This is a genomic window from Actinomadura litoris (assembly GCF_009733595.1).
GTDB lineage: Bacteria > Actinomycetota > Actinomycetes > Streptosporangiales > Streptosporangiaceae > Spirillospora > Spirillospora litoris.
The window spans coordinates 273437-287235 of sequence record NZ_WOFH01000008.1 but is presented as its reverse complement, the minus strand read 5'-3'; the positions used below and the strand labels follow the sequence as shown (position 1 = coordinate 287235).

Here is a 13799-nt window from a genome sequence, read left to right as displayed (position 1 = left end):
AACGCAGGATCTGTAGATCTCGGTCGGAAAGTCAACGGTCGTCGCCGTGACTTTCCGACCGAGACTCACGTCGGCTTCGGTCAGCGGGGGCTCTCGGCGGTGGCCCGGCGGATCTCGGCGGCCATGGCGGCCGAGTCGTGGCCGGGCTCGACGCCCTCGACGATGATGAGGTCGCCTTCGAGGTGCTCGCGCCTCAGCGGCAGGATCGCCTGGTAGGCGTCGGAGCCGTAGAAATCGCGGGCGTGCCTCAGGGACGGGAACTCCACGAGCACCACGTCCCCGGGCCATTCCCCCTCCCGGACGTCCACCTCGGCGCCGTGCACCAGGAATCGGCCCGAGAACGGGTCCAACGCCGATTGGATCCTCTCCAGGTACTCCAGCACCTCGGGGTGAGGTTTCCCGGCCTTGCGAAGGTGGGCGAGCATGTAGGCGGGCATCGTTCCTGCTTTCTCGGTCGTGTTCGTTGGGCGGGTCGGCGCCGACGCCGGGCCGGTCACCGCTCCTCCCGCAGTTCGATCGCGGCGGCGGGGCACAGCATGACGGCGTTCCGGACGCCTTCGGCGTACTCGGCGGGCGGGTCCGCTCGCAGGAGGACGACGACGCCGTCGCTGTCGCGCTGGTCGAACACCTCGGGCGCGGCCACCGCGCACCGGCCGCCGCCGACGCACCGGCCCTCGTCAATGATCACTCTCATCGGCGTCGCGGCGGCGTCACCAGGCGACGGGGAGGTGCCGCACCCCGTACACGTCGTCGCCCGCGCGCAGCGGGACCTCCTGCGGCGGGACGTCCAGCCGCAGGCTCGGGAAGCGTTCGAACAGCGCGGGCAGCGCGACCTTCATTTCCAGGCGTGCGAGTTGCTGGCCCAGACATTGGTGGGCGCCGTGGGAGAACGCCAGGTGCCCGGCGGCCTGGCGGGTCAGGTCCAGGGCGTCCGGGGAGGCGAAGCGCGCGGGGTCGCGGTTGGCGGCCTGGAGCGAGACCGCCACGGTCTGCCCCTTGCCGATGGTGATGCCGTCGAGGTCGATGTCGGTCAGCGCGACGCGGAAGCCGGTGTGGGCGATCGTCAGGTAGCGCAGCAGTTCCTCGACCGCGCGCTCGGGGTCGGCGTGCAGGGCGTCGCGCTGGTCGGGGTGGGTGAGCAGCGCGAACGTGCTGAGCCCGATCATGTTGGCGACGGTGTCCAGGCCCGCGCCCAGCAGCAGCGACCCGACGCCGACCAGTTCCTCGTGGTCCAGGTCGCCGCCGATGATGTCGCTGAGCAGGTCGTCGGTGGGCCGGGCGCGCTTGCGCTCCACCAGGTCGGCGATGTAGCCGCCCATCTCCTGGAACGCGGCCAGCTTGTCCTCCATGGGCACGTCCGCCTGGTTGGCGACGGCGCCGAGGTGCTGGAAGTGCGCGCGTTCGCTGAACGGAACGCCCAGCAGTTCGCAGATCATCTGGGCCGGGATGGGGAAGGCGTAGGCATCGACGAGGTCGACCCCGGGGCCGCGCGCGGCCATGTCGTCCAGGTACTGGGCGGTGAGCCGCTGGACGCGCTCGGCCAGCGACCGCATCCGGCGGACGGTGAACCTGCCCGCGAGCAGTCGCCGGTAGCGGGTGTGCTCGGGCGCGTCCATGCCGATGAACTGGCCGGGACCGGCGGGCGGCACCTCGATGATCTGCGGGTCGAGCAGGTGCATCAGCTCGTGGCGGGAGCTGAAGCCGGGGTCGGCCAGGACGGCGCGGGCCTGGGCGTGGCCGGTGACCAGCCAGCCCTGGTGGCCGTCCCCGAAGCGCAACGGCGTGACGGGTGCCCGCGACCGCAGTTCGGCCAGCCGGGCGGGCGGGTCGAACGGGCATCCGGCGGGGCGCTCCACCGGCATCCGCTCGACGACGGGCAGGGAATCACTCATGACGGGTTCCTTCGCTTGGACGGGAGCGGCGAATGCGGCCGGCGCATTGATGGACAACGTACAGGTTCATTGGACGCTGTACAATAACTGGACATCGTCCACGAGGATGGACGGTGCTCCCGCCGGTGGCCGCCGTGCGAGAATCGGTGGCCCGGACGGCGTGCGAGAGGCGCGCCCGGCAGTGAAGAGGACCCCGACCGCGATGTCAGCCGATGAGCAGGGGGTCGTGTCGGTATGGGCACGCCCGGCCCGCAAGCGCCGCGAGCGCCTGGCGCTCGACCGGGGCCAGATCGTCGCCGCGGCCGTCGCGCTGCTGGACGAGCAGGGGCTGCCCGCCCTGACCATGCGCGGGCTCGCCACGCGCATGAACGTCGCCGCCAACGCGCTGTACTGGCACGTCGCCAACAAGGACGAGCTGATCGAGCTCGTCGTCGACGAGATCTACGGAGAGATGAGCCCGCCCGTCGCCGACGACCCGGCTCGCTGGGGCGAAGCGGTGTCCCGGTGCGGGCACAGCGCGCGGGACGTCGTCCTGCGCCACCCCTGGGTCGCCTCCCTGCTGGTGGGCGAGGTCGGCGTGACCCATCTCGGCCCGAACCTGATGCTGCTCACCGACCGCATGCTGACCCTGCTGCGGGCGGCGGGCTTCGACCTCGCCGAAGCGGACCGGGCCGCGAAGACCGTGTTCACCTACGTGCTCGGCGCGGCCACCAGCGAGGCCGCCGCGCTCAACAAGATCACCCTCGCCGGCGACACCGAGGCCGAGTGGCTCGACGCCCTGGGGCCGACCCTGACCCAGATCACCGGCCCCTACCCGCAGTTGGCCACGCTGTTCGACTCACTCACCGGCACGGACCCGCGCACGACCCGCGACGAGCAGTTCGACTACGGCCTGCGGCGCTTGCTGGACGGCCTGCACGTCCGCCTCCGACAGGTGACCGAACAGCGGCCCTGACCTCCGGGTCGGCTCGTCGCGACAACGTCGCCCCTGCTCCCCGGCCGGGTGCGTTCCTTCCGCGTTCTCGGGTCATCCCTCCTCAGGCTGCCGAGGCGGGGCATCGCCGTGCGCGCGGACGAGCATCACGGTCACGTCGTCCTGGATGGGCGTGGCGACGAGTTCGGAGACGACCGCGCCGCACGCGTCGTCCAGCCCGGCCGAGGGGGCGGTGAGCGCGGTCCGCAGCGCGGCGATGCCCGCCTCCAGGTCGCGCTCGCGGGACTCGATCAGCCCGTCGGTGTACAGGACGAGCGTCGTCCCGTCGGGGAAGGGCACCCGCACGTCCTCGTAGACCGTTCCGCCCAGGCCGAGGGGGAGGCCGGGCGGGATGTCGGGGGTGTCGCAGCGGCCGTCGGGGCGCAGCAGGATCGGCGGGGGGTGCCCGGCGCGGGCGATGACGCCCGTCCGCGCGGTGGTGTCCAGGACGGCGCACGCGCAGGTCGCGAACTGGACGGGCCCGAGGTCCGGCGCGACGCGGTCGAGCCAGGTGAGGATCTCGGCCGGGCCGAGGTCGAGCATCGCGAGCGTCCGCGCGGCGGCGCGCAGCTGCACCATCGTCGCGGCGGCGGCCGAGCCGTGCCCCATCGCGTCGCCGATGACGAGCGCGACCCGCCCGGCGGCGAGCGGGATGATGTCGCACCAGTCGCCGCCGACCAGGTCGGTGCGCCCGGCGGGCACCGACCGGTGCGCCACCTGGACTCCGGGCACGTCGCCGAGCAGCCGGGGCAGCAGCCCGGCCTGGAGGGCGCGCGCGGTCGCGTGCTCGCGCTGGTAGCGGCGGGCGTTGTCCAGGCAGCCCGCCGCGAGCGCGGTCAGCTCCCGTGCCAGCCCGACCTGCTCGGGGGTGAACGGCCCGGCGGCCCGCCCGCGCGCGAACGCGACGAACCCGAGCACGCCGCCGTCCGCCCGCAGCGGGACGAGCAGGAAGTCGACCAGGTCGCCCAGCCCGACCGCCGCGGCGGGGTGCGCCCCGGCGACCTCGGGCGGCAGCGCGGCGAACCGCTGGACGGCGCCGTCCCGCAGGCACGCCGCGCAGGGCGTGTCGGGCGCGAACGCCAGCACCTCGCCGGAGGGGAAGCGCTCCTCCAGCCCGGCGTCGGCGGCGCCCAGCGCGATCCGCCGCACCTCGACGGGCCGCGCCGCGGACGGCCGGGGCTCCTCGTCGCGGGCGATGAGGCGCTCGGCCACGTACACGCCGGCGGCGTCGGCGAACCCGGTGAGCGCCACCTCCACCAGCCGCCGCGCGACCTGCTCCAGGTCCAGGGTGCCCGCCATGCGCGCACCGGCCAGGTTCAGCAGGTTCAACCGCGCGAGCAGGGTGCCCGCCGGGGCCGGGTCGGGGGGCCGCCCGCCGGCCTCGACATCAGCGTTCACGCCATGCGCCTCCCGCCGGATGGTCAGCTGAAAGGCAAGCGTAGCCATACAGCGGTATAGCGCGATTTTCTACACGTTAGGTGGATGTCTTTGTGAAGGCCCGTAAGGTGTGTCCGGCGCGAATGGCACGCCCCGGGCGATGATCATTTGGGCGGCCGGTCATTCCGCCGGCTTGAGCGCCGCCGCGAGTTCGCCGAGCGCGGGCAGCGGGTCCTCGCCCTCTCCGGTCAGCGGCTGCACGGCGACGTGGTCGGCGCCCGCGTCGAGGTGCTCGCCGAGCCGCGCCGCGACCGCTTCCGGCCCGCCGTGCGCGACCAGCGCGTCGACCAGGGCGTCGCTGCCGCCGTCCGCGATGTCCTCCTCGCTCCAGCCGAGCCGACGGAGGTTGGCGGTGTAGTTGGAGAGCAGGAGGTAGCTGCCGCCGATGTGCGAGCGGGCGACCGCGCGGGCGCGCTCGGGATCGGCCTCCAGCACGAACTTCTGCTCCGGCGCCAGCAACCGTCCCGCACCGAGTTCGAGCCGCGCCCGGCGGGTGTGCTCGGGCGTCGTCAGGTACGGGTGGGCGCCCGCCGCGCGCTCGCCCGCGAGCCGCAGCGCCCTCGGGCCGAGCGCGGCCAGCGCCCGCCCCGACACCGGGACCTCCGCCGCGTCCAGCCGGTCGAGGTAGTCCACCATCGTCTGGTACGGCGTGCGGTACTCGCCGGTCATCTCGCGGTGCCCGATCCCGGCGCCGAGCAGGAACCGGTCGCCGTACTTCGCGGCGAGCCGGTGGTAGGACGCGGCGGCCTCCTCGGCGGGCGTCGCCCACATGTTCACGATGCCGGTCGCGATCACGATCCGGTCGGTCGCGGCGAGCAGCCGCTCGGCGATGCCGAGGTCGCCGCCGGGCGAGGCGCCGATCCAGATCGCCCCGTAGCCGAGGTCCTCGACCCCCTTGGCCAGCTCGGGGGTGAGGTCCTGCCACCGGCGCCAGATACCGAAACGTCCAACGTTGATGTTCGTCATTTCCCCTCCAACATCAGGTGCCGCTCCATCATGCCCGCGGGCCCGATGCCAGGATGTGGACATGACCGACCGGCCGTCCCTGCTGCTCCTGGACGGGCATTCGCTGGCCTACCGGGCCTTCCACGCGCTGCCGATCGAGAACTTCAGCACCACCGCGGGCCAGCCCACCAACGTCGTCTACGGGTTCGCGAACATGCTGGCCAACGTCCTGCGCGACGAACGCCCCACGCACGCCGCCGTCGCGTTCGACGTGTCCCGGCGGACGTTCCGCGCCGAGGCGTTCCCCGGGTACAAGGCCGGGCGGGCGCGGTCTCCGGAGGGGTTCGGCGCGCAGCTCCCGGTCCTGGACGACCTGCTCGCCGCGATGCGGATGCCCGCCGTCCGGATGCCGGGGTACGAGGCCGACGACGTCATCGCGACCCTCGCCGCGGCGGCGGACGCGGCCGGGTTCCGCGTGCTCGTGATGACCGGCGACCGGGACGCCCTGCAGCTCGTCGGCGCGAACGTCACCGTCCTGTACTTCTACCGGACGGCGGCGGAGATGATCCGCTACACGCCCGCGCTCGTCGAGGAGAAGTACGGTCTGACGCCCGCGCAGTACCCCGACTTCGCGGCGCTGCGCGGCGACCCGTCCGACGGGCTGCCCGGCATCCCCGGCATCGGGGAGAAGACCGCCGCGAGATGGGTGCGCGAGTACGGGTCGCTCGCCGCGCTGCTGGAACGCGCCGACGAGGTGCGGGGCAAGGCGGGGGAGCGGTTGCGGGACGCGCTGGACACCGTGCGGCTCAACCGGCGCCTGACCGAACTCGTCCGCGACCTCGACCTGCCCGTCGGGCTGGACGACCTGGAACGCCGCCCCTACGACCTGCCCGCCTTCACCAGGCTCCTGGACGACCTGGAGTTCCGCAACGCCAGCCTGCGGCAGCGGCTGTTCGCCGCCGACCCCGGCGGCGGGCGGCCGCCGGAGCCGAAGACCCGGCTGCGGGGGCGCGAGCTGCGCCCCGGCGAGCTGGCCGGATGGCTGGACTCGCACGCGACGGGCCCGGTCGGCCTGGCCGCCGACCACGGGGAGTGTGTCCGGATCGCGCTCGCCACGCCCGCCGGTTTCGCCGCGTCGTTCCTGCTCGACGCGCTCTCGGCGGACGACGAGCGCGCCTTCGCCGGCTGGCTCGCCGACCCGGGCCGTCCGAAGGCGGTGCACGAGGTGAAGGCGCTGCTGCGTGCCCTGCCCGAGCACGGCCGGACGCTCGGCGGCCTCACCACCGACCCGGCGCTGGCGGCCTACCTCCTGCTGCCCGGCCTCGCCGCGTACGGGATCGCCGACCTCGCGGCCCGCCACCTCGGCCGCCGCCCCTCCGCCGAGGGCGCCGCCGGGACGATGCTGCGCGCTGGGGCCGTCCACGACCTCGCCGCCAAGCTCGGGCCCGAGCTGGCGGAGACGGGCATGGACCGGGTGATGGACGAGGTGGAGCTGCCCCTCGCGGCCCTCCTCGCGCGGGTCGAACGCACCGGGGTCCACGTCGACGGGGAACTGCTGCGCGACCTTGAGCGGCGGTTCGCCGCGGGCATGGAGAGGGCGGCGGACGAGGCCGCCGCGATCGCCGGGCGCCGCTTCAACCCCGGCTCGACCAAGCAGCTCCAGGAGGTCCTGTTCGGCGAGCTCGACCTGCCCCGCACCAAGAAGATCAAGTCCGGGTTCTCCACCGACCTGGACGCGCTGACCTGGCTCGCCACCCGCACCGACAACGGCCTCCCGCGGGTGCTGCTGCGCCACCGCGACCAGGCGCGGCTGCGCGCCACCGTCGCCGGGCTGCTCCGGGAGGTCGGCGCCGACGGCCGGATCCACACCACCTTCCAGCAGACCGTCGCCGCGACCGGACGGCTCACCTCCACCGACCCGAACCTCCAGGTCATCCCCGTCCGCACCGGCGAGGGCCGGGAGATCAGGCGGGCGTTCACCCCCGGCCCCGGATTCGCCGCGCTGATGACCGCCGACTACCGCCAGCTCGAACTGCGCGTGATGGCGCACCTGTCGCGGGACCCGGCGCTGCTCGCCGCGTTCGAGTCCGGCGAGGACCCGCACACCACGGTGGCCGCGCGGGTCTTCGGCGTCCCGCCGGACGCGGTCACCGCCGACCAGCGGCGCAGGATCAAGGCCATGTCCTACGGCCTCGCCTACGGGCTGTCGGCGTTCGGGCTCGCCAAGCAGCTCGGGGTCGCGGTGGCCGAGGCGCGCCCGCTGATGGACGCCTACTTCGCGCGGTTCGGCGGCGTCCGCGACTACCTCGGCCGGGTCGTCGCGGAGGCCCGCGAGACCGGCTACACCCGCACGCTCCTCGGCCGCCGCCGCTACCTGCCGCACCTGTCCAGCGACGACCGGCGCCGCCGCGAGACCGCCGAGCGGATGGCGCTGAACGCCCCCGTGCAGGGCTCGGCCGCCGACATCGTCAAGATCGCGATGCTGCGGGTGGACGCGGCGCTCGACCGCGCCGGCCTGCGCAGCCGCCTGCTGCTCCAGGTGCACGACGAGATCGTGCTGGAGGTCGCGCCGGGGGAGGGCGACCGGGTCGCCGGGCTGGTCCGCGCGGAGATGACCGCCGCCTACCCGCTGAGCCCGCCGCTGGACGCGGCGATCGGCGCGGGCGCCGACTGGGACGCCGCCGCCCACTGACCATTTCCTGGCCACCGCCCTGACTTTCTTTTCGTGCCGCCGTCAAAGCCACGACCGGTATATCCGAAAACAAAGTTATCAATTCTTCGGGCCATTGATCAAGTGATATTACCGACCAGTGTTATCCGGATCGATATCCCTTTCATGCTCCATCGCCAATGGTCGCGCGTCTCAATGTAAAGACCCCGGTGGGGACCGGGGGCGGGCGGCGAGGACGGGGCGAGATGACGGATCTGCACAGGATCGGGCTGTCCATGATGGGGGCGCCGGGCGCCGGGAAGTCGACCTACCTGCTGGCGCTCTACGCCGCGCTGTCGCGAGGTGTGCGGGACTGCACGCTGCACGAGGCCGACCGCAACGCCGACGTGATGCTCGCCGACGGCTGGCGCGATCTCGGTGAGCGGGGGCGGCTCCCCGAGCCGACCGACACCGTGCCGCGGCGGCACACGTTCGTGTACGCGCGGGAGATGCGTCCGATGGCGCACATCCACTGGGCCGACTACCGGGGCGGCGCGCTGCCGAGTTTCGTCGGGCCCGACGGGTCGCCCGACGCCGAGCAACTGCTCTGGGACGTCGCGCAGGCGCACGGGATCATGCTCGTCCTGGACGGCGAGCACTTCCGCAAACCGGTCGGGCCCGGACGGCGCGAGGCGGTCGCCAGGGAGACCCTCACGCAGCAGATGTCGAGCGTCGTCACCGACGCGCTGACGGCGCGCAACCGCGAGGGGCGCCCGCTGCCGTCGGTGTCGATCGTCATCACCAAGGCCGACGTCATCGACTGGCGGGGCACGGACGCGCCGCGCCGCCTCACCGACCTCGTCGAGGAGCTGCGCGACCTGCTCCCGGCCGCGTTCGCCAAGCGCGTCGTCACCGCGATCTGCCCGGTGAGCGTCGGCGCGCTGGAGCGGACGGCCGACGGCGGCGTCCGGCCCGACTCGGTGAGCCCCACCGACGTCCACCTGCCGGTCCTGTTCCATCTGGCCTGCTTCTACCTGGAGGAGCGCAAGGGGCTCGACGCGCGGATGGAGGTGCTGGCCGCCGACCGCGCCGCCGCCAGACGCGAGGCCGCGGCGCTCCCGCCCGTGCCCGGACGGGCGACCCGCCGGGCCCACGAGCGGATCGCCCTGCGCCTCCAGGAGATGGACCGCGCCGAGCACGCCATGAAGCAGTGGCGTGAGCTGTGCCAGGCCGAGGCCGCCGCGATCTTCCCGATGCTGCGCTACGTGCCGATCTACGAGGGCGGCGTGCTCGCGACCTGGGCCGGGACCGGCCGTGGCTGAGGCGAGGACGGGCCGGCCCGGGTGGGCGCCCGTCGTCTACGGCCGCACCCGGCACGCCGACACCTGGTGGCGCGCGCTCCCCGAGGGGATCGACCAGCGCGGCTGGCTGGAGGGGGTCGTCCGCGCGGCCGTCGCGGGCGGCGCCGGGCTGCACGGCGCGCCGCGCTTCGTCCTCGCGCGGTCCGGCGCGCACCGGCTCGTCGGCGTCGCCTGCCAGGCCGCCGACCTCAGCGACACCATGCACTCCGACGGCGCGCGCGAGATGTACTGCTTCGTCGGCTGGGTGGCCTCCGGCGGACCGTCCGGCCCGCCGCCGCCCGGCCCCGCCTGGCCCCAGCTGCGGGACTCCTACCGGAGCTGGGCCGGGGCCGTCTACGAGCGGTGGATGGACCCGGTGTGGACGGCGCCGCTGAGCGAGCTCCGCTGGCCGCGCCGGTCGCGCCCGGAGCCCGCGCCCTGGCCCGCGCCGCCGCCCCGCCCGTTCTCCGCCGCGCCTCCTCCGGCCGGAGCGGAGGTCGTGCCGCCGCCCGGCTGGGAGCAGACCTGGGACGAGGCGAACGACGCCGTCCACCCGATCACCGTCGTGCTGGGATGGGAGTCCATGCCGCGCGGCGCGCACCCGGCGGGGCTCGGCACGGTCCGGCTCGGCGTCGTCGGCGCCCCCGCGCGCCTCGCGCCCGTGCCCGCACCCGCACCCGTGCCCGTGCCCGCGCCTGTCGCGTCCCGCCCGGCGCTCCCGCCGCGCCCCGCGCCGCCGCCGCAGGCGCCGCGACCTCGTCCCGCGGGCGGGACGAACCGGCTGGTGCCCGCGCTCGTCGGGGGCGGCGGCCTGCTGGGGGCGGTCGCGGTGACGGTGCTCGCGGTGGGCCTGTCGGCGAGCGGAGGCGACGCGACGGGGGAGACGCCCGCCCCGACGCCCAGCCCGACGCCCAGCGCGACCACGCCCGCGCCGCCGGCGCCCGTCCAGGTGACGGTGCCGAGAAGGGGCTGGCTCACGCTCTCCCCGGCGCCCGCCCCGGTGGCGGACGGCGGCGACGTCGGCTACCGGAACCGGCAGCTGTTCGCCGCCGAGTCCAGCGTGCTCGTGATGACGCCGGGAGCGGGCGCGACGCGGGAGCGGTGCCGCGGGCTCGTGGCCGGGCGGCGGGCGGCGCTGTCGTTCCGCGCGACGCCCGGGACGGGCTTCTGCCTGAAGACCGCCACGGGCCTCGCCGCCCTGGTCGTCGACACCGTCCGGGACGGCGCGGTGACGGTCAGGGTCACCGCCTGGCCCCTGTAGCGTCCGATTCGAGTGAGCCCAGGGAGGGCCCATGCAAGCCCAGCGGATCCAGGCCGAGATCGCGGCGGCGCTGGCGGCGCGGCACGCGCAGCGGGATCGGATCGAGCGGCTCGTCCACGCCTGGCGGGACCTGTGCGAGCGGTTCGGCGCGCTCGTCGAACTCGCCGAGCGGACCCGGCTCGATCCGGCCCTGCCCGCGGGCGGCCGCGCCGACGAGCTGGCCGGGGCCCTGCGGCCCTTCCTCGACGGCGGCAGGCCCCTCCGGCTGCGGCGGGGGCTCGCCGCCGCCACCGACCGGCTGGACGCGGTGCGCGAGCGCGCGACCCGCCCGACGCTCAACATCGGCGTGATCGGCCAGACCCAGATGGGCAAGAGCACGCTGCTGCGCGCCATCTCCGGCCTGGACGAGCACGGCACCGACGTGCTGCCGACCTCCGCCGACCTGCTGCCCACCACCGCCGCCCGCAGCCGCATCCACAACGCCCCGGCGCCGCGCGCCGAGGTCGTGCTGCGGACGTTCGAGGAGTTCAGGGAGGTCTACCTGCGGCCCAGGCACGAGGCGCTGGCGATGCCGGTGCCGCAGCGGATCGAGGACTTCGCGGCGGTCCGGTACCCGTCGTGGGAGGAGTTCTCCCGCGCGGGCCGCGCCGCCGGGCTGGACGCGCCCTCCAACGAGGAGCACCTGGCCCGGCTGCGGCTGGCGCAGGCGGCGCTGCCCGGCTACCGCGACCTGTTCGAGGGGAGCCGCGTCCGGGAGATCGCGCTGGCGGAGGTGCCCGGCTACGTCTCCTACCCGCCCGAGCCGGCGCCGCCGGGCGCGCGGCGGCGCTACCTCGCGGTCCGGGACGTGCGCATCCACCACCCCTTCCCCAACAACCCGGTGCGCGACCTCGCCCTGATCGACCTGCCCGGCACGGAGGAGCGCGGCCTGGACGTCGCCCGCCAGTTCATGCGGGACCTGCGCAACGAGGTCGACCTGCTCGTCCAGGTGAAGCGGCCGAGCCGCACCACCGTGCTGTTCGGCGCGGCCGACGCCGAGCTGCAGGAGCTCGCGCACGCCTCCCGCGCGGGGGTGGAGCTCGGCGACTTCCTGTTCGTCGTGCTCAACCGGGACCGGCGCCGCACCGACCTGACCGAGGAGGAGTTCGCCGACGCCGTGGAGCAGGCGCGCCGGGCCGCCGCGCCGCACGGCGTCGGGGTGCTGGACGGCGACCTCATCTCGCGGGAGGAGGTGGCCGAGCGCGTCCTGCGGCCCGTCCTCACGCACCTGGCCCGCAACCTCGCCGCGATGGACCGCGCCGCCCTCCGCGACGCGCACGAGGCGACCGTCGGCGCGGGCCGGGACGCCTCCGCCGCGGGCGAGGAGCTGGCCGCCGCGATCCGCGCGGCCGCGTTCCGGGCGCCGAGCGACGAGCAGCGCCTCGCGGAGATCGTCCCGGGGGTCGTGGACGAGCTGGCCGACGACCTGGCGCACATCCGCGACGGCTACCTCGCGCGGGTCCGCGAGGGGCTGCGCAGCGAGGAGCTCGACGCGGCGACGGCCGCCGCGTCCGGGCAGGTCAGGGCATGGCTGGCGGACGGGTTCGGCAGCGGCGGCCACGACGTCTGGGCGGAGCGGGCCCGCAAGAAGATCCTGGTGTTCCGGAAGGCGGCGGTCGAGCAGGAGTTCATCCGCGCCCGGCACTTCGTCGCCGGGACCTTTCGCCGCCTCGTGGACGCCTCGCTCGCCCAGGCGATCGGCGAACTCCAGGGGACGGTCGCGGCGGCGCTGTGGGCGCGGCTGCCCGAGGCGGTGCTGCCGGCCGACCGGACGCTGCCCGCGTTCGCCGCCGCGCTCCGCGCGCAGGGCCTCGGGGTGCTGGCGGCGCCCATCGAGGACCTCGCGGCGCTCAGCGTCAGCTACGGCGACCAGAGCCTGTTCCTGCGGGTCGTCCAGCCGATCGCCGTCGGCATCGACCAGGACGGCCCCGGCGCGGCGGGGGAGCCGGCCGCGCCCGCAGCGCCCGGGGCGCACCGGCGGGACGGCGCGGAGCGCGACCTGCGCCTCGGCGTCAGCGTCGCGCCGTGGGCGATCCCCGCCGAGATCAACGTGAGCACCACGATCCCGCTCGGGCGGCGCCGCGACGTGCGCGGGCTGTCGGCCGACCGGGCGGCGGCGGCGATCCCGGTGACCGAGAGCGCGGAGGAGACCGTGCGGTGGCTGGCCGGGACGCTCACCGCCGTCGTCGAGGACGTCCTCGCACGGCTGACCGCCGCGCTCCAGGAGGAGTCGGCGGCGGCCGTCCGCGCGCTGTTCGCCTGCGCCGACCAGTTCTTCGACGGCTTCCTGCGCAACGAGCGCACGACGCTGGAGCTGGGCGCCCTCCTGCACCCGCACCTGCGGGCGATGGCGCCCGACGACGGCCCGGCGCGGCTCGCCGCCGCCGCGGGCGACCTCGAACGGGCCGCGCGGGCCGTCACCGGGTCGGCCGCCGCCTACGAGTCGGCGTGGGCGGGGGTCTGAGGGCGCGCCCGGCGGTGCAGGATCAGCCGCAGGAGGACCCGGTTGTAGGCGCGCTGGAAGGCCTCGCGGTCGTTCTCGCGCGGGAACGGCTCGTCCGGGACGGGCACGCCGAGGAACGCGCACAGCGGCTCCCAGCCCTCCCGCACCTCGTAGACGAGCAGCCGGTCGGCCGGGATCGCCGCCTTGACCTCCTCGATGTGCCGCTCGAAGAGGCCGAGAATGTAGGCCCTGTCCGCGGAGCGGCCCTCCAGGGCCCCCTCTAGGACGATCTTCCTGATCAGGGTCGGGAACAGCGGCAGGTCGGGGTGGCGCCACCTGGCGAGGCGGCCGAGGATCCTCCGCAGGAGCGGCCGGCGGTCCCCCCAGGCCTGCCGGTTGGCGGCGAAGATGGTCGCGTTGGCGCTCTCGTACCAGCGCTCCGGGTCGCGGACGGTGAGCAGGACCTTGGCCTCCGGAAAATGCTCGGCCAGCTCGCGCCAGTACGCGGCCGAAGGCCAGTCGACCGCCGACTGGAAACCGGCGAGCATCGTGTCCCAGTCGGGTGGCGCGCCATCGGCGACGTCGAGCCACTGGCGGATGCGGAACGGCTCCTCGATGACGGCGCGCATGTGGTAGCAGGGGCCCTGCCCGAGCATTTCCAGGGCCGTCCGCAACGACGCCGTACCGGTACGCCCGAAACCAGCTCCTATCACCTTCACGCCGTGTTCCTCCCGCAATGTTCTGATGGTTCTCTAATCCGCGCCGCCTAATTTCGTGGACGACAGACCGTTTGTACGACGATTCGCCGCACCGGACAAG

The 13799-nt window shown here is 74.7% G+C and carries 11 protein-coding genes; 5 read left to right on the top strand and 6 right to left on the bottom strand.

The window, feature by feature from the left end:
* Positions 1-80: 80 nt before the first annotated feature.
* Genes GNZ18_RS23455 through GNZ18_RS23445 form a run of 3 tightly spaced genes read right to left on the bottom strand, consistent with a single transcriptional unit; the run spans position 81 to position 1892 of the window.
* Positions 81-437 (bottom strand): DUF1330 domain-containing protein, encoded by a 357-nt coding sequence (locus GNZ18_RS23455; protein ID WP_156218679.1) that lies wholly within the window; start codon positions 435-437, stop codon positions 81-83.
* Positions 438-493: 56 nt separating this feature from the next.
* Complete coding sequence (locus GNZ18_RS23450; RefSeq protein ID WP_156218678.1) at positions 494-694, bottom strand: ferredoxin; 201 nt, start codon at positions 692-694, stop codon at positions 494-496.
* Between the two features lie 16 nt (positions 695-710).
* A complete protein-coding gene (locus GNZ18_RS23445; RefSeq protein WP_156218677.1) occupies positions 711-1892 on the bottom strand; it encodes a cytochrome P450 in 1182 nt (393 codons plus the stop codon).
* A gap of 202 nt (positions 1893-2094) precedes the next feature.
* On the opposite strand from GNZ18_RS23445, the gene GNZ18_RS23440 reads away from it, so the two are divergent.
* Positions 2095-2847 (top strand): TetR/AcrR family transcriptional regulator, encoded by a 753-nt coding sequence (locus tag GNZ18_RS23440; protein ID WP_156218676.1) that lies wholly within the window; start codon positions 2095-2097, stop codon positions 2845-2847.
* A 72-nt stretch (positions 2848-2919) separates the two neighbouring features.
* Here the strand turns inward: GNZ18_RS23440 and GNZ18_RS23435 are convergent, their stop codons facing one another.
* Positions 2920-4263, bottom strand: coding sequence for a PP2C family protein-serine/threonine phosphatase (locus tag GNZ18_RS23435; RefSeq protein WP_173390864.1), 1344 nt, complete (start codon positions 4261-4263; stop codon positions 2920-2922).
* A 159-nt stretch (positions 4264-4422) separates the two neighbouring features.
* Complete coding sequence (locus GNZ18_RS23430; protein WP_156218674.1) at positions 4423-5268, bottom strand: LLM class F420-dependent oxidoreductase; 846 nt, start codon at positions 5266-5268, stop codon at positions 4423-4425.
* A 61-nt stretch (positions 5269-5329) separates the two neighbouring features.
* Between GNZ18_RS23430 and polA the strand changes: the two genes are divergently transcribed.
* The 4 genes from polA (at position 5330) to GNZ18_RS23410 (ending at position 13001) form a co-directional block, all read left to right on the top strand.
* Entirely contained in the window at positions 5330-7939 is a 2610-nt protein-coding gene (gene polA / locus GNZ18_RS23425; RefSeq protein ID WP_156218673.1) for a DNA polymerase I, read from the top strand.
* A gap of 224 nt (positions 7940-8163) precedes the next feature.
* Positions 8164-9219 carry a hypothetical protein gene (locus tag GNZ18_RS23420; RefSeq protein ID WP_156218672.1) on the top strand — a complete coding sequence of 352 codons (1056 nt, stop codon included), beginning with the start codon at positions 8164-8166 and terminating at the stop codon, positions 9217-9219.
* Positions 9212-10498: a hypothetical protein gene (locus GNZ18_RS23415; protein WP_156218671.1), complete on the top strand. Its 1287-nt coding sequence runs from the start codon at positions 9212-9214 to the stop codon at positions 10496-10498. Before GNZ18_RS23420 ends, GNZ18_RS23415 begins: the two co-directional genes overlap by 8 nt.
* A 31-nt stretch (positions 10499-10529) precedes the next feature.
* Entirely contained in the window at positions 10530-13001 is a 2472-nt protein-coding gene (locus GNZ18_RS23410; RefSeq protein WP_156218670.1) for a GTPase family protein, read from the top strand.
* On the opposite strand, the gene GNZ18_RS23405 is transcribed toward GNZ18_RS23410, so the two are convergent.
* Positions 12974-13699, bottom strand: coding sequence for a sulfotransferase family protein (locus GNZ18_RS23405; protein WP_214619892.1), 726 nt, complete (start codon positions 13697-13699; stop codon positions 12974-12976). The genes GNZ18_RS23410 and GNZ18_RS23405 overlap by 28 nt on opposite strands.
* Positions 13700-13799: the final 100 nt, after the last annotated feature.

Coding starts and splice junctions, on each gene's coding strand:
- GNZ18_RS23420 (WP_156218672.1), top strand. CDS start 8,164: ATGACGGATCTGCACAGGATCGGGCTGTCCATGATGGGGGCGCCGGGC.
- GNZ18_RS23445 (WP_156218677.1), bottom strand. CDS start 1,892: ATGAGTGATTCCCTGCCCGTCGTCGAGCGGATGCCGGTGGAGCGCCCC.
- GNZ18_RS23450 (WP_156218678.1), bottom strand. CDS start 694: ATGAGAGTGATCATTGACGAGGGCCGGTGCGTCGGCGGCGGCCGGTGC.
- GNZ18_RS23455 (WP_156218679.1), bottom strand. CDS start 437: ATGCCCGCCTACATGCTCGCCCACCTTCGCAAGGCCGGGAAACCTCAC.
- GNZ18_RS23410 (WP_156218670.1), top strand. CDS start 10,530: ATGCAAGCCCAGCGGATCCAGGCCGAGATCGCGGCGGCGCTGGCGGCG.
- polA (WP_156218673.1), top strand. CDS start 5,330: ATGACCGACCGGCCGTCCCTGCTGCTCCTGGACGGGCATTCGCTGGCC.
- GNZ18_RS23430 (WP_156218674.1), bottom strand. CDS start 5,268: ATGACGAACATCAACGTTGGACGTTTCGGTATCTGGCGCCGGTGGCAG.
- GNZ18_RS23440 (WP_156218676.1), top strand. CDS start 2,095: ATGTCAGCCGATGAGCAGGGGGTCGTGTCGGTATGGGCACGCCCGGCC.